At 43.5% G+C, this 19696-nt stretch carries 16 protein-coding genes; 6 read left to right on the top strand and 10 right to left on the bottom strand.

All coding sequences use genetic code 11. The annotated features are described in order from the left end of the window. Positions 1-11: 11 nt before the first annotated feature. The 3 genes from COP04_RS03280 to COP04_RS03270 all read left to right on the top strand — a co-directional run bounded on the left by COP04_RS03280 (position 12) and on the right by COP04_RS03270 (position 2395). Positions 12-1247: a glycosyltransferase family 4 protein gene (locus tag COP04_RS03280; protein WP_100486677.1), complete on the top strand. Its 1236-nt coding sequence runs from the start codon at positions 12-14 to the stop codon at positions 1245-1247. Then, positions 1240-1908 (top strand): hypothetical protein, encoded by a 669-nt coding sequence (locus COP04_RS03275; RefSeq protein WP_100486676.1) that lies wholly within the window; start codon positions 1240-1242, stop codon positions 1906-1908. The genes COP04_RS03280 and COP04_RS03275 overlap by 8 nt, the downstream gene beginning before the upstream one ends. 106 nt (positions 1909-2014) lie before the next feature. Continuing rightward, complete coding sequence (locus COP04_RS03270; protein ID WP_100486675.1) at positions 2015-2395, top strand: NAD-dependent epimerase/dehydratase family protein; 381 nt, start codon at positions 2015-2017, stop codon at positions 2393-2395. 283 nt (positions 2396-2678) lie between these two features. Here the strand turns inward: COP04_RS03270 and COP04_RS03265 are convergent, their stop codons facing one another. From COP04_RS03265 to COP04_RS03245, 5 genes are all read right to left on the bottom strand, one after another. Then, positions 2679-3491, bottom strand: a complete 813-nt coding sequence (locus tag COP04_RS03265; protein WP_100486674.1) for a hypothetical protein — start codon at positions 3489-3491, stop codon at positions 2679-2681. A 139-nt stretch (positions 3492-3630) separates the two neighbouring features. Next, positions 3631-4860 (bottom strand): EAL and HDOD domain-containing protein, encoded by a 1230-nt coding sequence (locus COP04_RS03260; protein ID WP_100486673.1) that lies wholly within the window; start codon positions 4858-4860, stop codon positions 3631-3633. An 89-nt stretch (positions 4861-4949) separates the two neighbouring features. Beyond that, a complete protein-coding gene (locus COP04_RS03255) occupies positions 4950-6134 on the bottom strand; it encodes a pyridoxal phosphate-dependent aminotransferase (protein WP_100486672.1) in 1185 nt (394 codons plus the stop codon). A gap of 250 nt (positions 6135-6384) precedes the next feature. Beyond that, positions 6385-6768, bottom strand: coding sequence for a hypothetical protein (locus tag COP04_RS03250; RefSeq protein WP_100486671.1), 384 nt, complete (start codon positions 6766-6768; stop codon positions 6385-6387). A 152-nt stretch (positions 6769-6920) separates the two neighbouring features. Then, entirely contained in the window at positions 6921-7790 is an 870-nt protein-coding gene (locus COP04_RS03245) for a DMT family transporter (RefSeq protein ID WP_100486670.1), read from the bottom strand. Between the two features lie 471 nt (positions 7791-8261). Here COP04_RS03245 and nrdJ point away from each other — a divergent pair, with 471 nt between their 5' ends. Both nrdJ and COP04_RS03235 read left to right on the top strand, forming a co-directional pair. Beyond that, positions 8262-10493, top strand: coding sequence for a ribonucleoside-triphosphate reductase, adenosylcobalamin-dependent (gene nrdJ, locus COP04_RS03240; protein ID WP_100486669.1), 2232 nt, complete (start codon positions 8262-8264; stop codon positions 10491-10493). Between the two features lie 29 nt (positions 10494-10522). Further along, the gene (locus COP04_RS03235) at positions 10523-11017 is read left to right on the top strand and encodes an ECF transporter S component (RefSeq protein WP_239984748.1); all 495 of its coding nucleotides are present in this window, start codon (positions 10523-10525) and stop codon (positions 11015-11017) included. 120 nt (positions 11018-11137) lie between these two features. Here COP04_RS03235 and COP04_RS03230 read toward each other — a convergent pair whose 3' ends face one another. The 5 genes from COP04_RS03230 to COP04_RS20180 form a co-directional block, all read right to left on the bottom strand. Continuing rightward, positions 11138-13285: a YhgE/Pip domain-containing protein gene (locus COP04_RS03230; protein ID WP_157800154.1), complete on the bottom strand. Its 2148-nt coding sequence runs from the start codon at positions 13283-13285 to the stop codon at positions 11138-11140. A 684-nt stretch (positions 13286-13969) separates the two neighbouring features. Continuing rightward, complete coding sequence (msrA, locus tag COP04_RS03225) at positions 13970-14923, bottom strand: peptide-methionine (S)-S-oxide reductase MsrA (protein WP_275656854.1); 954 nt, start codon at positions 14921-14923, stop codon at positions 13970-13972. 111 nt (positions 14924-15034) lie between these two features. Continuing rightward, on the bottom strand, positions 15035-16261 hold the full coding sequence (locus tag COP04_RS03220; RefSeq protein WP_100486667.1) for a DUF2075 domain-containing protein: 1227 nt from the start codon (positions 16259-16261) through the stop codon (positions 15035-15037). 149 nt (positions 16262-16410) lie between these two features. Beyond that, positions 16411-16653: a YciI family protein gene (locus COP04_RS03215; protein ID WP_275656853.1), complete on the bottom strand. Its 243-nt coding sequence runs from the start codon at positions 16651-16653 to the stop codon at positions 16411-16413. Positions 16654-17000: 347 nt separating this feature from the next. Further along, on the bottom strand, positions 17001-18785 hold the full coding sequence (locus tag COP04_RS20180; protein ID WP_239984747.1) for a Na+/H+ antiporter NhaC family protein: 1785 nt from the start codon (positions 18783-18785) through the stop codon (positions 17001-17003). A 229-nt stretch (positions 18786-19014) separates the two neighbouring features. Here COP04_RS20180 and istA point away from each other — a divergent pair. After that, on the top strand, positions 19015-19696 hold a 682-nt coding region (gene istA / locus COP04_RS03205), incomplete at its 3' end, for an IS21 family transposase (RefSeq protein ID WP_157800396.1).

Raw genomic sequence — 19696 nt, 5'->3', positions numbered from 1 at the left:
AGATGTGAATCATGAAAATATTGCTGGCCACTTACTGGCCCATTCCGCATGTAGGTGGTGTCTGGACTTATATGACTCAGTTGAAAAAAAAACTGGAGTCATATGGTCACGAAGTTGATTTACTCGGCTATGATGAGTCGAATCAAAGTGTCACCCTGTTGAATAAAGGGCTCGTTTTATCTAGAGATAAAGTAATCCCGCTAATCAATGCCAACCTGACCAAGGACAATTATCCTGCTATGTACGTCAATTTTCTTGTCAAATGGACAGAATTCCAGCGCTATGTTTACGAACTGAGTGCAGCGTATTTCGGCGTTCAGGACTATGATATCATCCATACCCAGGACGTCTTATCCACAGTTGCCATGAACCGAGTTAAAAAACCTGAAACACCATTGATCGCGACCCTTCACGGATCCGTGGCCCATGAAATCAGGCGTCAGCTGGAAACCATCCATAAGTCGGATACGTCTTATCTGGCAAGAGCCTACTATGATGATCTTGAACGCGACGGAGCGATTTCGGCCGACACAACCATTGTCGGCAACGAGTGGCTGAAAGACATTTTGATCAATGAATTTCTCGTCCCCAGTCAGCAGCTTAAAGTACTTCATTACGGATTCGACACAGAAAACTTCATCCGAAGAATGCGGGAAAAGTCAACGATTGAACGTCCAAAAGATAAAAAAGTCATCATCTATTCCGGAAGACTGGTTGAACTTAAAGGTGTCAACTACCTGATTTCCGCACTCGGCGAACTAAAGCAAATCAGAAATGACTGGGAATGCTGGATTGTCGGCAGCGGTGAAAAAGAGGCGGAGCTTAGAAACCAAGCAACTTCACTTGGATTAGGAGAATCTGTTCAATTTTTAGGGAAGCGCGACGATGTTCCCAGTCTTCTGGCCAACTCTGACATTCTCGTCCTCCCGACGCTCATCGAAAATCAGCCATTGTCAGTCATTGAAGCACAAATTGCAGGTAAAGCAGTCATTGCGAGTAACGTCGGCGGTATACCGGAAATGATCAAACATGGCGTGACCGGTCTGTTAACGCCAGCAGAAGACGCAGGGGCACTGTGCAATGAGATGAACCTGCTCCTTTCTGATGATCATTACAGAAAAACCCTCGGTGCCAATGCAAGGACATGGGGACTGAGCCACTGGTCGATGGACATGGGCGTAAAGGAACTCTTAAAGATATATCAGCGAGCCACTTTCGAAAAGAGGAGAGATGGAGAAAATGTATAAACTGATCGACTATTTCAAATATATCTTTTTCATCTGCTGCTTGAAGATTTCCGACCTTTGCAAAAAGCTGTGGTGGAAGAAGAAAAGCGATCCATCTGACTTTGTGAAGGACCTGCACGCAGACGTTGTCCTTTTAAATGTTGAAAAATATCAATCACTCTTTGCCTCCCCCACCCAGTATCCGCAAATTTTCATGCCCAAACCTATCTTTGAGAAAACCGTTCATAATCTGCCGCCAAATTACGTGCTGCCCGACCTTAAAACACTCAAAAAAATTATCGAGGCCTACAACAAACCGGCACCCGATTTAAATGATGATGCTAGACCAATTGACCATCAAGTATTAGAAAAAATTAAAGCATCACTTCCCGGGTATTACATTCTCCCACTGCCAGTCAGTGTGAAAAGCGAACAGTCCCCGCTGCCCGTCGTATCCAAATCTTCTATCAGTCTTGTTAAAACATTTGTCCCTAAGGTGTCTGCGGATCTCTATCAGCGCCCTGTTTCTGAAAATTCCGGGAACATATTAAAACCTGAGGTTCCTAGCCCTCCCGCCGTTACTTTCACGCCTTTAGCATCAAACAAAAAAATTATCAAACCTGTCCCGCAACAAGACCCGGTAGATCAGGAGAGTAAATATAAATTTATTTTTTTTGAATAACCGATGAGGGGGAAAGAACTGTGGCCGGCGCTGCCGGTTTTGTCGGTTTGTATCTCGTCGACGCATTTATTGCCTGCGGTGATGCGACAATCTAAGAACCGGCCGATTGGAAAACATTTCTTCTCAGGCCGTTCTGCATATTGCAGATATCGAGAGCCTTGCACCCGAGGAAGTCATTGTTCTTCTAAAATTCGGCACCGTTTTCCTTTGGCGGCTCGGGCTGATGAACAAATTCTATCAGCTTCCATACACCATTCTCAGGTATGCCAATGTCTATGGGCCAAGACAAGTAGCAAAGGGAGAAGGGGGCGCCGTAGCCATCTTTCCGGATCAAAAGGGGCAGACCTTAAAATTTTTTGGTGATGGCGAACAGACCCGTGATTTTATTTACGTAAAGGAAATTGTCGAAGCAAATCTTGAGGCAATTGATCGGGGCAGTGGAGAAACGATTCACGCAAGCACTGCCCGGAAAACATCCATTAATTAGCTTATTAACAGCCTGAAGCAGATTCATGGCTCATCGCTTGAGACCGATTGTCTTGATTCAAAATCTGCGGACATTAAGCACAGCTGTCTGGCTAACGAAAAAGCAAAACGGCTTCTGAACTTTACACCTTCATTCAATATTCTGGAAGGATTGTGGGAAACTAATTAAGCTGAGGTACCTGGTGCTGAAGAACAGCACTAGAGCTTAATTAAAAAACAACGCACCGGAATGTCATTAGGAGCGTTGTTTTTTATTTGCTATCAATTAATAAATACCCTGCATCTCAATTCTTAACATCTTTGTACTGGTTGCTGATAATATCCAGCTGGGTAATCCGGCCGGTGTTTTTGTAATAACGGAAAAAACCGATTGACGGAGCGGTATTGGGATCCGTGGCGCTATCGCCCGAGTGGTTTTCGCGCAGCTCTATTGAATAATAGGCACCATTATCTGTAGTGTCGGCATAGACTTGACTCAGCGAATAACCGGCCGCTTTAGCGACAGTTGCCTCAGCCTGATGCTGTCCTGCCGGTTCATCTGTACCGCTGCCCGAAGCCTGTGGTGACGAACTTCCACTGCTGGCATTTGATCCGGAAGCAACACTATCTGAGCCGCTCGAAGTGCTGCTGTCTGCCGGCGATGAACTATTATTGTTGCTGCTTACCTGTGAATCCGGCGCAGGCTGGCTGCTCGATTCAGATGACTGGCTTTGCTCCGACCCCGAAGTTAATTGCTTTTGCCGGGCTGTTTCAGCAAAATTTTTTAATTCTCTCGCCCTCATAATCAACACGCCTGAGCCCCCTTTTTTCACAAGGATTGCATTGGCCGCTTTGATCGCCGTTTCGTAATCTCCGCTCTTCAGGCCCTGAGTCACCGTTTTAATCTCAGAAAGCTGCGATAACAGAACTGTTGCTTTTTGATCATCTTTTTTACTGCTCAAGGCTTTATCAATATATTTTTCCGCTGCAGCATAATTCTCAGAGCTAATCGCCTGCTGTCCCTGTTTCATATATTTACCGTAGGACTGATCCTGCTGATTTGCACATGCTGTGAGAACGAGCACCAGGACGGTAATTGTTGCAATCATTTTTTTCATAGAACAGGCCTCCAATCCGCCGGACGATTGCTGACGATCATCTGTCCAAACCATTTATTTTATTTATATAATAGCAGATTTCAGAGTTTTTGAGTGATCCACAGATTTTTTGAGCTTTTAGACACCCTTTGTAAAAATTTCACAAATCGGCATGTGCCTCTTTCGGAATTGTTTTGTGCCACCTAAGCGCCCTTAAATACAAAGACATGTATTTTTGAGGCCGAATATTGTTTTCAGCCACAAATCCAGCGAGTGCCTCCCACCGTGCTTCTTCAAAGGCAAGCACAGAGTCGAGGACACGGCGAATCTCATTGGGGAAACCAAGCAAAGCGTTTTTAACCTCATCGTCAAGCGGCAGGCCGTCAATAATATGGTTCATTGAATCATTCAGTATGCGATCGATTGAAGAAAAAATACCTGCAATAAAATAATCCGATTCCTGCGCGTCCCGGCCGATTTCCGCGCAGAGCAGTGCCATCATCTTGCCGCGGATCATTGATGCCTTGACCAATTCGTTGTTCTCAACGGTGCGCACGCCGTTCAGCAGGAACAGATGCATCCACTGGATCAAATGCTGTGTGCCAACGCGGACTAGCGCCTGCTGAATCGACCGAACTGGAAACTGGGTGCCAAAGTTCACTGTATTCGCCAGTCTCAGAATTTTATAAGACAGGCCCAAATCTTTTTCAATTAATCTGGCGATACCTTGCATGTCCGGTTCTTCACGATCAAGTTCTTTAATAATGCGAATCAGGCTGATATCCAATGTCCCGATATCTTTTGCGTTGATCATGGCTGGTTTGCTGAAAAAATAGCCCTGGAAAAGCTGATAGCCCATTTTCAGTGCCAATTGAAATTCTTTTTCTGTTTCAACCTTTTCAGCCAGAAAGACTGTTTTTCCTTGACGGCTGCGGATCAATTTTAACTGATCAAGAAGCCTGACTTTTGAAAATTCTATCTTAATGATATCTGCCAAGTCAATCAGTGCACGATACTGCCTGCCGCGATTCATGTTGAAATCGTCCAGGGCAATGATATAGCCATCTTTTTTCAGCTGCCTGCAGGCTTTGATAACTGCATCTGTGGCCTGAACACGCTCCAGAATCTCGATTACGATTTTTTGACGTGGAAGCAGGCGTGGCAATCCGGCGGTCAGAAATCCTTCAGGAAAATTAATAAATCCACGTTTACTGTCGATCAGTTCATTAAAATGAGCCACAAGCACTGAATTTGCCAGTACCGTTGCAGTAGCAGTCCGGTCGTCCACACCCTCGAAAAAATTATTTCCGCTCTGCCGATATAATAATTCGTATCCGTAGAGCTTTAACTCCCTGTCAAAAACAGGTTGGCGTGCGACATAAACATCCATGCCCGATCATCCTTCTGGCCCCAATTTCAGCAATTGTTCTTTCTTTTAATCTTCGGCGTATCAGACGTTTCTTTCAAATTTTTAATAACTCAGCAATAATCTCCCGCTAACTTTCTGAAAGCATCGAGCGACCGTGTAACTTTTTCCGTCGGAATGCAGTAGGCCATTCTAAAATAGCCGGGACAGCCAAAACTATCCGCCGGAACAAGGATCAGGTCATATTTCAATGCCCGGTTACAGAATGCGACGGCATCCTCTTCCAATGCTTTGGGGAACATGTAAAACGTCCCGCCCGGTTTAACACATGAGAAGCCAAGTCGCGTCATTTCCTTGTACAGGATATTCATATTTGTTTCATAAACAGACAAATCCGCGGTCAGATCGATGACCTCCGCGACAGCCAGCTGAATAATCGACGGCGGACAATTGTGGCCGATGCCTCTGGATATTTGTCCGCACATCTCAACAATCAGTTTGGCGTCTTTGCATGCCGGGTTAATTGCTACATAGCCGATCCGCTCACCAGGCAATGACAGGGATTTGCTGAAAGAATAGCAGGTTATTGTATTGTGATAGTATTTGGCGACATAAGGAGAATCCACATTTTCAAAAACGATCTCCCGGTAAGGTTCATCAGAAATCAGGTAAATATCATGGCCGAATTCACGTTCCTTTTCCGTCAGAAATCCAGCCAATTTTTTAATTGTATCCGAAGAATAGGCAATGCCTGTCGGGTTATTGGGTGTATTGATCAGTACAGCCATTACTTTAGATGAAAACATTTCTTCAAATTCAGCGAAATTAATTTGAAATCCCTCAGTATCCGGTGGAACAATTTTCAGAACAGCACCGGTTTTATTAACATAGGGATTGTATTCCGGGAAATAGGGAGCAAACGTGATTACCTCGTCACCCGGAACGGTCACCGCCCGTAGCGCATGCGCAATGGCTCCCGCCGCACCCGATGTCATAAAAATGTCCTCTGTTTCGTAATCGATCCCAAAACGTCTTTTCAGCGAGGCGGCAATTTTCTCGCGGACCGAGGTAATGCCGAGACTCGGGCTGTACCCATGGACGGCACCCGGGTCCGGGCTTGCGGCAAGCTCAGCAAGATGATCCGAAAAAGCCTGCGGTACCGGTACCGATGGATTGCCAAGGCTGTAATCAAAAACATTTTCGCAACCGATCTTTTTTGCCCTCTCCGTAGCATACTCGGAAAGCTGGCGGATGACGGACTTTTTCCCAAGCATGTCCCTGTATTCTTCATTAATCATAACTGCTTTTCCTCCTGCCGGTTTCTCTTTTCCCCAAGCAGCACAAAATGCTGATTCGCAAGGTGGTTTTATTGTCATTATACCTGTCTTCCGATGGCTGCGAAAGGTGAGGCTGTAACTGAATCCAATCAAAAATTTTGCCGATCGGTTAGTGATCATTACTTTTAAAAAATTTTTATTAAATGAAAAGGGTGCCAATCGATAAATTTCGACTGACACCCCTCGCATTTAACATGGATTATCCGCACTATTACAAAATTGAATAGATACCGCTTTGCTGGGCAGAATTCGTAGCCACTTGGCTGGAAGCGGGCGCTACAGATGCTGCCGAAGTATTCTGTGTCGCTGACGGATCTAAAGAAGTGGATAATAAATTCCACAACAGACTATCAGCAGAAGACTGAGGACTTGAACTAAGCCCATCCAAAGAAGAATCCGTAGTGTCAGTGCCGTCGGAAGATAACCCGTCAAACATTTGCGAGCTTGAGTTGTTCATCAATAGCATCGCTAGCAAATCAGCAAATTCCGATGAAAGCTGCGTGGACTGATTGGTCTGAACGCTCGCGGCAGGTGATGCCGTACTTTGCGTCTTCAATAAAGGATTAAGTAAACTGTTGTTCGTTGAAATAGACATTGAGGCGTCGCCTCTCTCAATTGATAGTTATCTATATTATGCCATAAAAAATAAAGAAAACAATCATTTATGTCTGGCTCAAAATAAAAAGCCTTTAAAATGAATGCTTAAAGGCTTTATGAAAATCTTTATTAATTTTAGATGATTCAGTTCTATTCCTTGATGACTAGCAAAACACCGCCGAGAACTAAGAGCGCCCCGATCCAAAATGTTCCACCTATATTTTCTCCCAGCAGGAGCCATCCAAGGAATGTTCCCATTAAGGGCTGAAAAAAGAAAAACAATCCGCCGCTTGAAGCGTTCAACAGCTGTAATCCGCGATTCCAGAGTAAAAAGCCACAGGCGGTTGAAACAATGCCCAAATATAAAACGCCGCCCCAAATCGTCGGATGAATGAACTCAGAAATATTTATTTCATGCAACTGGCTGAAAACAAAAGGTGTGAGTACGACAATAGCAACGAGAATTGAATAGTTTGTGATCTCAATTGATGAATAACTTTTCGGGACACGTTTTATGAGAACAGACATGAGCGCCCATGTTAAAGCCGCAATCAGCAGGAAAATCCCGCCAAGTTGACCGGACACGTTGATATGACCGTTTCCGACAATAAGCAATACGCCTATTGTAGCCAAACAAACCGACACTATTTTCTTCACATTCAGCCGTTCTTTAAGCAGCAACCAGGCAAAAGTAACCATAAACGCCGGTGTAGAAGATGTAATGATTGCCCCCATCTGTGCCGAAGAAAACATTGTGCCAAATTCCTGTGTAACGATTGAGACCGTGTTTCCAATGATTCCAATGAGTATCACTAATACAAGATCGCGTTTTTGAATTCTCCATGACTGCCGCGTGACTACGCCAATGACCAGAAGTGTAATAAAGGCAACACAATATCTCATCCAAACAAGTTCTATCGGCGGGATCACTGAGACAACAACTTTAACAACTACATACATACCACCCCAAATACTGGCGGCTAAAGCTAAATATAGGGAACCCAACCAAGTGTTTTTCAATTTTTTGTACCCTCCGTATAACAAATTAGGTCAATAAATGCCCTAACGGAGAGAAGCAGTCACTTTACTCCATTAAGGACGGAGAAGTGCCGCTGGTACATCATTTTCAAATAATGGAGCTAACAACATTTTGTTCACCCCTATCCTGCTGCGGTCTAATACCTGTATTATACATGTTTTTTTAATCATACATCTTTCCAGAATTGATTTTGCTTTGAAAAATTCTTATGAAAACATTATGATGTTTCTATATTGATTGAACCGCAGCGTCTGGTCGATACCGCGCGCATCGGATGAAACCTCTTTAAGTAGCCTCGCACCTTATAATCTTGATCATCAATAGATCCCGCTATTATATTAATTTAAAAAGGATTACATTTTTGCTTATTTTCTATATGTGGATATATAATATTAACAAATACACAATATATAGTTATACTTGTAAAAGTGACTTATGGGAGGAATTATTAAATGCAAATTAAGCTGTCAGATACCTACATTGAAAAAATCAAAAGCGAAGTAACACCACATTGGGGAGAGCTTGGGTGGGTTACATATAAAAGGACCTATGCCAGATGGCTTGAAGATAAAAACAGATCGGAAAATTGGGATGAAACGGTCAAACGTGTTGTTGAGGGAAACATCAATCTCGATCCAAGAATCCAAGCAGGAGCCGTCCCGGCAGAAATTTATCACGAACTTCAGCATGAAGCGGAACGACTCTATAAACTGATTTACAGTCTTGCCGCAACGCCTTCCGGACGCAACCTGTGGATCTCCGGTACGGACTATCAGGACAGAGTCGGTGATGCGCTGAACAACTGCTGGTTCATTTCCATTCGCCCACAGGCCTATGGAAACAGTCATATCGTTCCTGACTATCTCAAAAAAGACCAGCCTGCCGTATCCATGCCCTTCTCATTTCTGTTCGATCAGTTGATGAAGGGCGGAGGCGTCGGTTTTTCTGTCGTAGAAGAAAATATCAGCCAAATGCCTGAAGTGGATCAGAAAATTGAACTGGTTGTTCTGATCAGTAAGAAAAACAAGGATTATGGTACTGCAATTGAGGCGGGTGCCGTTGATGCTGACGAGTGGTACAGTACCCATGAAGGAGAATCAGCCCTGTTTGCTGAGACCCAGGATACTCGGGAAGGATGGGTTGAATCCAATGCCCTTCTGATCGACTCCCACTTTTCAAAAACAACAGGAAAAGCCGAACGGGTCATCATTGATGTAACGAAAATCCGTGAAAAAGGACAAAGAATTCATGGTTTTGGCGGTGTAGCTGCAGGCCCAACCCCATTTATTGAGATGCTCTATTCCATTAATACCGTCCTCAATGAGGCCTATGGTCGAAAACTGACTTCCGTTGACTGCACGGATCTTTGCAATTTGATCGGCAAAAATGTGGTGGCTGGAAATGTCCGCAGGAGTGCCGAAATTGCGCTTGGGAGCCCGGTCGATCATGGTTTTGTAACAATGAAACAAGACAAAGAAAAGCTCATGGATCATCGCTGGGCTTCAAACAACAGCGTCATTGTCAGCCCTGAATTCGATGAATATGAAACGATTGCGGATTCCATTGCTAAGAACGGCGAGCCCGGCATTGTCAACATGGACTTAATCAGAAACTATGGACGACTTGCCGACGGCCGGCAGGAAGGTATTGACGGGGAGGCAGAGGGCACAAACCCTTGCGGAGAAATTTCTCTTAGCAACGGCGAGCCGTGCAATCTATTTGAAGTCTTCCCATTGGTTGCCGAAGATCAGGAATGGGACATGAATGAAGTGTTCAGCCTTGCCACTCGATATGCCAAACGCGTGACCTTTTCAAATTACGACTGGGAAATATCCAGAAATATTATTAATAAAAACCGGCGCATCGGTATTTCGATGAGCAGCATTCAGGACTGGATACTCAAAAGGTTTGGACAGCGCTTAGTAACCGGCTTTCATGATCAGTATGATTCTGAGACAGGAAAAACCTTTAAAGCAGCAACATTTAATGATAACGCCGTTCAAGTTGTAAATTCTTTTTATGGAGCAGTGCTTCAAGCAGACCAGGATTATTCAAGAGATCTTGGCTGCCGTACATCCATCAAGCACACAACGGTCAAGCCTTCCGGTACGGTGTCCAAGCTTGCGGGCGTCTCCGAAGGGATGCATTTCAGTTTTGATAAATATATCATCCAGAGGATTCGCTTCCAAGACAGTGATCCGCTCATTCCTGCCATGAAAGAAGCGGGTTATCATATCGAAAAAGATGCATACTCAGAAAATACAATGGTTGTCGAATTTCCTGTTAAAGCCGAGGGCGCTGAATTGAAAAATTTCGTGTCGGCAAATGACGTATCGATTGAAGAACAGTTTGCGACACAGGCCTTCCTGCAGACTTATTGGGCAGATAACTCAGTCAGCTGCACGGTCACTTTTCATCCGGAAGAGAAGAAGAAAATCGCCGGATTATTCCGCCAGTACCGGAACTCCTGCAAATCAACATCGCTTCTTCCTTACAGTGGTCACGGATTTGTTCAGGCACCCAAAGAACCGATCAGCAGGGAAAAATATATCGAAATAAAAGCGGCAATTAAAGGCAGTGTTCAGGCCATTTACCAAGCGATGAATCAAGAGCTGAATGAACAAAAAGATCTGGAAATCGTTGACCAGACAGACTGCATATCCGGTGCATGCCCCGTTAGATAAAAATCTTATAAGCACAAGAAGGGGTTAAATTGCTAAGGATTCGTAAAATGACCGTACTCTCACTGCTAACTGCGGCCGCCGTGGCCGGACGGCTGCTCATTCATGGCATAAATATCCAGCCGGCAACCATCATTATTATTCTTACTGGATGGTTTTTTGGCTGGAAGATGGGGCTAGCTGAAGGCTTAATGGTCGGTCTCGTATCGGATTTGGTTCTGGGTCTTGGCTATTGGACACCCTTTCAAATGGCCGCCTGGGGATTAATTGGGTTGATTTCCAGCTTTATCCCTAAAAATAAGTTTATTTACGTCGGTTGGTTAGCTGTTTCCGGTTATTTATTCGGCTTGATTATGGCTTTTTCTTATTTCATCATGTCACCCAATATCTGGATCGTTGCAGGTATGTACCTCAGCGGCCTGTTTTTCGACACTTATCATGCTGTAGGGAACTTAATGTTTGGCCTCTTCTCTCCTGTGCTTTTTAAGTTATTCAGGAAAGAGCAAAGAGCATTAAATATTAAATAGGAACGTTAAAAAAATCAGGTCACTGGCCTGATTTTTTTATACCTTTACACTTAACTTAATACGGCTGAAAAAACATAGACGGATTGGAACCACATGTTTTTCCCCATTTCCAATGACTGATCACACATTCAGAGTACGCTGATCATTAATCACTTTCGAATCGCCTTTTTTCAGTAAAGTATTGAAGGTCAGCCATGTCAGCAGCATGGAGATAACGGTTATTCCAATGAGAATAAACACTTGCCGGATCAAATAAGTTGAATCATCACCAATAGAAATGATTTGCCGGAGTCCATTAACGGAATAAGTCATTGGAAGAAAAGCATGAATCCATTGAAAAAACGCCGGTGTTAATGACACCGGAAAAATACCGGAGCTGCCTCCAAACTGTACAAGCAAGAGCAATCCCGCAATGGCTCTGCCGATATTTCCAAATGCTGTCACCAAAAATTGAATCAGCGTGAAAAAGGATAGACTGGCCAAAATTGAAAAGAAGTAGAATTGGCCCTCATTTGTAACCTGAAGTCCCACCCCTTTTAGCAGCAATATGCAGATTAAGATGGCCTGAAAAACTGAAACAGCTGCGGTCACGCTATATTTGCTTAAAAACCAGGATCCCCCGGATGTCGGTTTTATAGCCGGTCTGCGCAATGGGAAAAAGGTTGCAAAAGCCAAAGCGCCCACAAACAACCCGAGAGAAAGTATATATGGAGATAAACCCTCGCCATAATTGTTCACCTGGTGTAAATCCTTGATTTGAGATCGTTCAGGATTGGAGAACAGTTCTGCCTGCTGATCAACATTACCCGGGGAGATGGGACGATTCAAACCATTATTCAAACGGTTGCTGAATTGATCGACACCGCTTGTAAGGCTCACCAGTTTTCCATTCATCCGGTCAGATCCTACGGAAAGCCGGTTAGCCCCGCTGCTTAACTTATTTTGTTGTTGATGGAGCGTATTAAGGCCTTTTGCGAGTTGATCATTTCCGTTCATGATTTTCCCTGAGCCGGAGTAAAGTATTGTGCTTCCCCACTTTATCCCTTTTATTCCGTCATTTATAGTCTGGGTTCCTGACTGGATTTGCGACAATGCATCCGACATCTTCTTAGAGGCATTGGTCAGCGATTGTGTGCCTGCCGCAATTTTAGAGCTGCTCTGTTGGAAAGAGGCCAAAAGTTGTCCAACCGTATAACTGGTTTTCGGGTTGGACATAAGTCCCTTGATCCATTGATCATAGTCAGCTTGACTAATCGGCAGCTGGCCTTGAAGTGTCCCATCAAGAGCCGTTGTTTGGCTCTGGGTCTTTATAAAATCATTCAGCTGCTGCATCGTTATTCCCCTTGCATTAGCTATGCTGTCAACCTGTTCTACATAGCTGAGAATGATGCCTAATTCTTGATTAAACTGCTGCTCACCCATATTTAGCTGATTCATGCGCTGATGCAGTGTTTTGCTTGCATCTGCTGTTTCCATGACTCCGGAATTGATTTTATCCTGGCCCGCCGCTAATTGAGCGATTTTTTGATCAAGCGTTTTCATTCCGGTGTGAAGTGCATGCATGCCTATGTCCAGGTCTTGTGAGCCACGATTTGCCTGATCCAACCCGTTTTTAAAAAGCAGAGAGGAATGGGCGAACTGTTTCATTGCTTTATCTATACTGTTTGATCCGCTTACGAAAAGCGAGAGATTTTTTGTCGCCTGGGGTAATTGTTCACCATCTTTAACCCGTTGATTATCTATTTTTTTAAGCACGGAAAATAAGGACAGCGCATAGTTTCTGGTCACTTCTTTGGCAATCGTCTGATCGATTTTAGGAATGATACTTTTAACCATCTGAGATGCGGTATAACTTTCGCCTGAGTTGGTATAGTAGCTGAGTTCGACTTGTTTTGGCTTTCCCTGCATCAAAGTCGCAGCATTTTTTGAAAAACTTGAAGGAATAATCAAGGCCATATAATAGTTCTCCTCTTCAAGTCCCTGCATTGCCGTTTTCGTGTCTTTCAGAAAGACCCAATGAAACGTTTTATCTTTTTTAAGACTTCCAGTCAGAGAGTGGCCTAAATCAATCGTCTTTCCAGATATTTGTGTTCCGGCATCCTGATTGACAACGACAACTTTTAACTGGCTAGTATGTCCATATGGGTTCCAAAAAGCAGACAGAAAAATCCCACCATAGAGCAAAGGTACGAGCATGAGAGCGATTACAGTAACAAGCAATGAGCGTTTACAGAAAATTTCTTTCCACTGTTCAACAATAATTTTCACGAAGTCAGCACCCCATTCACGTGTAAAATGTAAAGAGCCGTTAGATAATGCCAGTTAGAAAAAGGACATGTTGTATTGCATCTGAGGAAAAAACACCCTGCAATATAAATGGGGGCATCGAAGAGTAATAGTAATCCATGATACTATAGAATAATTTTATTCATTGTACAGTTTTGAGGGGGATTTGGCTATGCCTTTTTTCCTAATTTTGGTGGATATCATCTTTATACCTAAAATGAAGTTTCTCAGAGTCTCTCGATTCGCTCTCCCTAACTGAAACCGGATGACTTTGAGAAGATAAAGATACAAAGACAAAGCTGCTTCGATTTTCTGGGCACACATATCTGGGTATTTTTATTGGATCTTGGGGGTACAAGTGCACGGAAGTTTCTAACAAGACAAGAAACCAGACGCTTAAACCCGGAGCGGGAAACCGCCTGGATACCTTCTACATGGTTTCAAATTTTATCGGGGGAGCCATCGGCGCTTTTATGGAATCCTATCTTTGGTATCGGGATGGTTGAGCAGGCATTGGTTGCAGATGCCTGTCTCATCTGGATATATGGCAGCTTCCGGCTGGCAAAAGTCAATTGATCCCTGTGGTTTTAGTCTCATTAATAAGCTTCCGAAGATAAATCTTTATAGTACCTGTGCTTCACATGGTGGGCACCATCGCGTCCCGGGTCAATCAAAGAGATGTCTATACTCCCCAAACCCTTCTGAATCCAGCGCTTCTTTCGGTACAAAACGCAGTGCAGCGGAATTGATGCAGTAATGCATTCCGCCGGGAACAGACGCATCGTGGAAAACATGCCCCAAATGCGAATCGCCCAGTTTGCTGCGCACTTCATCACGAATCAATGAAAGCGTGTTATCCGTTTCTGTCACAATGCGGCTGTCACTCAGAGGCCGTGTAAAACTTGGCCAACCGCAGCCTGCATCATACTGATCCGTTGTCGAGAACAAAGGCTCACCAGAGACAACATCAACGTATATGCCCTGCCTTTTATTGTTCCAGTATGCATTTTGAAAGGCCGGTTCGGTCTTTTTTTTCTGGGTGACGAGGTATTGACGTTCACTCAATCGTGTTTTTAACATCTTTTTATTTTTTTTCACGGCCCAGTGCTTTCTGATGAAATCTTCACGCCCCGATCTTTGGTAGTACATCTTATAGTCAAACGGGGCCTTCCGATAGTAATTCTGGTGAACATCCTCCGCTGGATAAAAAGGGCCTGCCGGTATGATTGGCGTTACAATGGGCTTCCTGTAACGTCCGCTTCTCTCAAGCGCTTCTCTGGATGCTTCGGCAAGCAGCTTCTGCTGTTCTGTATGATAAAAAATACTTGTTCTGTATTGATTGCCCCGGTCTTTAAACTGTCCGCGACGGTCAGTCGGATCAATCTGCTGCCAGTAAAGGTCGAGTAGTTTCTGATAAGGATAAATTTCGGGATCAAAAGTGATCTGAACAGCTTCAGCATGGCCTGTTTTCCCATAACTGACCTGTTGATAGGTTGGATTTGCAACCTCTCCGCCCGTATATCCTGACAAAACCTGAATGATGCCCGGTTCTTGATCAAAAGGCTGAACCATGCACCAGAAGCAGCCGCCTGCAAAAGTTGCTTTTTCTGATTGACTCAACTGAACCCCTCCTCATCTATTATGACAGCGGTTGCATTTATACTTACATTAACAAGGACACGCTTATACGGCAAAATGACATTGCAACTTTTCTTTAAAATCTTTGTCAGATTACTTCAATGATATAAGCTTCCTTTTCAGTTTCGGATCGCTCGCGTAAATGTACAGACCGTGTACACCTCGTGTCATCAAAACATTAATCGAATTTAAAATGATTTGTTCCTTGACGGCTTCCGAATCTTTCAAGTTTTTGCTACCAAGAAAAGCAGCCTGATCTTCATAGTATTCACTCATGATCTTAATCCGGTCACTCGCCCGATTGTATGATACGGACGGGCCTAAGATCACACCTGCATAATTCAGGTCAAACCCTTGAACAGTATACACGGAACCTACTTCATCAATGGTATCGTCTCTCTCAGCCCATGCTTTTTTTGCACCTGGCTTCTCCCGATCCCATCTAAGCTCAAAGTTTTTCTCATGAATAAAATAATCCTGACCATCTAATTTATACGGATAATCATAGGTTGACACCATTCTCGAAAGATGATATTTTTCATTCTTCTTTTTAATGGCCTGGTACATCGCGTCCGCATCTTCAAAAATTCTGAAATCAAACGACTGATCTTTAGGCAGCGGAAGTACTCTTTTATGGACAAAACCTTTGATCCACATCATTACATCCGAATTGGCATGAATTCTGAATTGATGGGTAAGATGATAACTTCCGCTTGGAAAACGGCTCATAAAGTGCCGGACATTTCCCTCATTCCAATAGCTTTTCAGTTTTAAAACCTGCTGCTCATCAAAAATCATGACAACAACACTGCTGCGCTTAATAATCTCTTCCAGCTGATTATTCTGATTAAATTTATTGTATTTATCACTTCTGGTAAGCAATAAATGAGCTTCATCAATAAACACAATGTCAGCATATTTTTCTTGTTTTTGCATTTGATTAATAAAAGTGGTGGGCCGTTCGATATCCTTTTTTCTGACGTCGGGCAGCGCTTCAGAGATTTCCTTGTAGAGTTTGATCATTTCCGGATGATTGACAATCAGGCGATTAGCAGTATGAAAAAACGGATTTTCCGGATCTTCTTTTTTTGACAGACTTTGAATGTCATTGAAGGTTGAACTTAGCACAACGCTTTTGCCCGTGCCCGCTTCACCGTGAATGACAAACAAAGAAGATGCTTTCTCTTTTACATGTGCTCTGCAAAAAGCTACAATTTTTCCCTTTAAGGTGGATTGTTCAAAAGATAACTTTTTAAAGGGTGACAGTTTATAGACTGCCCTGTCATCTTGCTTTTTTTCTAAAGGATTACTTAATCTCATGAACTAGTACTCCTTCTATTTATGCCCCCGAAACGCCCTTTGCTTTTTGTCGAGAAAAATATTGATCACGGGGAAACAGAAAAGCATCCCGCTCCCCCGTGATATGTTGCCACGCGGTCAAGCGACATTTTACTGCTCTTAGAAACTAATTAATGTTTGGGCAATACCGCACGCATCGGATAGAACTCCTCACTAAGCAGCCCTGATATCACTGCCGGATCGCTTTCAAATAAAGCCTGAACTTGCTCTTCGCCCTCAACCTCGATAATCGCCAGCCCGTATCCGCCGTTGGGATCAGATACGGGTCCAAAAACATGGACGATTCCCCTTTCAAGCTTGTCTGTCCAGTAGGCAAAGTGCCGTAACATCATTTTTCTTTCTTCTTCAGTCATGTCTTATTGAAAAGTTGGTCTGGGTGGGATGGCCTTTAAAGCAAAACACTTCTTTTCCAGCATAGATACCCCTCCATAAAGAAAATAATGACGCGTGGTCTGCCAGCCTATAAAATTTTCTAAAATATTTCTATATCTTTATTATATCAAAAAGAGCTATCAAGTATTGTCGTCTGACTTTTGCAGTTAAAGGGATTTAAAAGCAGTAAGAATATATATCAGAACTCGGACAGTTTTATCGGAACTCAGCAAAGTATATCAGCACTCAAACAGTTTTATCAGAACTCAGTAAAATATATCAGAACTCAAGCGATTTTATCGGAACTCAGAAATCTCCGATTCGGCCCCTATTTAAAAATGAACGAAGCAATGACGAACAGCACTAAGGCAAGTCCTGCCGCAATGGTTGTGGGGAGCAGCTTCCATTTGCAATATTTCATGACCTGCATATCCATCATCGTGCATAGAGTAACACTGTTGTCACTAAGCGGAGAACAAGTCGCGCCATAGGTTCCACTTGCAAAGACAGCACCGATCACCAGCAAAAGGTTGGCCCCTGATTGATGGGTAAGTGTGATGCCAAGAGGCATTAAAAGGCCCCATGTCCCCCAAGAGGAGCCGATAAAATAGGACAGGAAAATACCCAGAACAAATAATATAGGAGCAACAAAGTGCGGCGGAATCCATCCGCTGACGTGTTCAGTTATAAATTGGGAAAAGCCAAGATCAGTGGAGACATCTGAAACGCCCCAGATAAGCGCTAACAGGACGATGACAGACATCAGCTGGTTGCCCCCGTTTATGAAATGGGTGACCACTTTTGCAGTCGGGAATTTTTGCAATATGACTAAGACAATCGTTACAATCAGCGTAATAAGCACGGATTCAACCATAACGTCCAATTCATCAACGTTTAAAAAAGCGCCAATAAATGAACGCGTTCCGGCACGGCCATTCCACCAGCTTAAAAAAAGAGTGAGACAAATTAAAAGTGCAATTGGGATAATCAAATTGAATGGTTTTGAAGGTGTATTCGCTTCTTCTTCACCATTCTGAATATCCGATTCACTTTCACTTATCTTGGATGGTTGGTTAACCCGATTTGCCACGTCTAAATGGCGGGCATACTCTTCATGGTACAGCCGTGAATCAGAATAATCGTCATTCACTGATTTTGTATCTAATGATTGTCGTTGACTTGTATTGTTCATAGATCCTATTGTTGTCGGATTTAAAGTTGATGAAGAATCAGGGATTTCTGCTTGTCCCGTCGCCGGATTAATCGATCCGGTTCCAGTTTTATGTTCGTTAGTCTGTAAAGCCGTTTGTCCCATTTCCAGATTGTTATTACCGGGTTGAAATGTTCCATGGCTATCCGATAAGTGATCAGCCCCCGGTGCCGTCCCTGAATTTGAGTGTAAACCATTTTGATAAAATTGTTTTTTGCGATTCGGACCAGCAGAGACCTCTTCAGTCTTTTCCTCCTTTGAATGCATAAAAAAAGTGTAGTAGAGTCCGACCAGTATAATCGTAAATGAGAAAAAGTTAAAAGGAATGCTCTTTATATAAACGATATAGGGCTGCTGGCTGATCCCGTTTTGTCTGAATGATGTGTTAATTAAGCTTACCATGAATCCAACAAAACCTGTTGCGATGGGCACAAGAACAACAATGGGATTTGAGGTGACATCAATGATGTAAGCGACCTGCCGTTTTGACATTTTCAGCCGTTTCTGAAGGGCATTGATAATAGGGGCTACCGTGACTATTCGAAAATCAGGATCACTAAAAGTTCCGATGGTAGAAATCCATATAAGCGCCAAGGCGCTTTTTTTTGTTTTAATTTTTTTACCGACCAAGTCGACAAATCCTTTTATGCCTCCAGCCATCTTTATGACGCTGAGGAGCCCCGAGAATCCATACAGAAATAAGATAATTTTAATGTTGTTTGGTTTAACAATGGCTTGGAGGATATAATCAAGAAACTTATGAACACCTCCGAAAAATGAGGGCTCGATGATGTAGCTGCCGACAAGCAGTGCAACAAATAATCCCGGCTGGACCTGGCGTGTAAAGATTGAGATGGGAATAACTAAAAGAAACGGAACCAGTGATAACCATGATGGATGCATAAAGCAAAGCTACCCCCTTTAAAATAAGAGCCTTTAAATGAGTATGGCTTTAGGGATACGTAATTATGCAATTTAGCGTGTTCACTCGTGTTTTTGATAACTTGGAATTGAGCCATTTATAGGCAAAATGATCGCATAGAAATGAGCCACATGATTTCCAATTTTTAGCCCATCTTTCCTATGATAGAAAAGTAACCAGCAATTCTACATAAGGGAGAGGGAAAAAAGGATGATCGATATGGCTCTCTATGATCGTATCAAAATTATGAAGGAGGTTGAAGGCCTTTCTCAACGTGAGATTGCGAGAAATTTAGGGATTTCAAGAAATACGGTGAGTAAATATCTCAAACAGAAGGAGCCTCCGACCCTTGCGGTTCGGCAACGTTCGTACGGGAAGAAAGAATACTCAGAGGAAACTCAACGCATTCTGCCCGTCATCGATCAGTGGCTCCTTGAGGATCAAAAACACTGGGTCAAACAGAAACATACGGCGGCGAGAGTTTATCAACGATTGGTCGAAGAATACAACTTCAAAGGATCTGCCTCTAACATTCGTAAACTCGTTGCTCGGAGAAGGCAAAAACAGAAGGAGGTGTTCATCCCCCTTGAGTTTCAATTGGGCCTTCAATTCCAGTTCGACTGGGGTGAGGCGGATATCATCCTGAGCGGGCGGACGCAGAGAATCTTTTTGTTTTGTCTCCAGCTCTCATCTAGCCGTTTACGTTTTGTCCGAGCCTATGCCCATCAGAAACAGGAGGCTTTTTTGGATGGCTTTGTACACGCTTTTGAATTTCTGGGAGGTGTGCCGGTCGAAGGCCTCTTGGACAATTTGAAAACAGCCGTAGAGAAAATTCTGGAGGGCCGGCATCGCCTGGAACAGGAAGCGTTTATCGCGCTCCAGGCGCATTACG

Origin of the sequence: Sporolactobacillus pectinivorans (assembly GCF_002802965.1) — a bacterium.
GTDB classification, from domain to species: Bacteria; Bacillota; Bacilli; order Bacillales; family Sporolactobacillaceae; genus Sporolactobacillus; species Sporolactobacillus pectinivorans.
The sequence above is the reverse complement of the archived record's forward strand: the minus strand, read 5'-3'. Positions and strand labels throughout refer to the sequence as shown.

Bases quoted from the DNA above. Each gene is read 5' to 3' on its own strand.
- COP04_RS03280 (WP_100486677.1), top strand. From the start codon at position 12: ATGAAAATATTGCTGGCCACTTACTGGCCCATTCCGCATGTAGGTGGT.
- COP04_RS03275 (WP_100486676.1), top strand. From the start codon at position 1,240: ATGTATAAACTGATCGACTATTTCAAATATATCTTTTTCATCTGCTGC.
- COP04_RS03265 (WP_100486674.1), bottom strand. From the start codon at position 3,491: ATGAAAAAAATGATTGCAACAATTACCGTCCTGGTGCTCGTTCTCACA.
- COP04_RS03260 (WP_100486673.1), bottom strand. From the start codon at position 4,860: ATGGATGTTTATGTCGCACGCCAACCTGTTTTTGACAGGGAGTTAAAG.
- COP04_RS03255 (WP_100486672.1), bottom strand. From the start codon at position 6,134: ATGATTAATGAAGAATACAGGGACATGCTTGGGAAAAAGTCCGTCATC.
- COP04_RS03250 (WP_100486671.1), bottom strand. From the start codon at position 6,768: ATGTCTATTTCAACGAACAACAGTTTACTTAATCCTTTATTGAAGACG.
- nrdJ (WP_100486669.1), top strand. From the start codon at position 8,262: ATGCAAATTAAGCTGTCAGATACCTACATTGAAAAAATCAAAAGCGAA.
- COP04_RS03220 (WP_100486667.1), bottom strand. From the start codon at position 16,261: ATGAGATTAAGTAATCCTTTAGAAAAAAAGCAAGATGACAGGGCAGTC.
- COP04_RS03215 (WP_275656853.1), bottom strand. From the start codon at position 16,653: ATGACTGAAGAAGAAAGAAAAATGATGTTACGGCACTTTGCCTACTGG.
- COP04_RS20180 (WP_239984747.1), bottom strand. From the start codon at position 18,785: ATGCATCCATCATGGTTATCACTGGTTCCGTTTCTTTTAGTTATTCCC.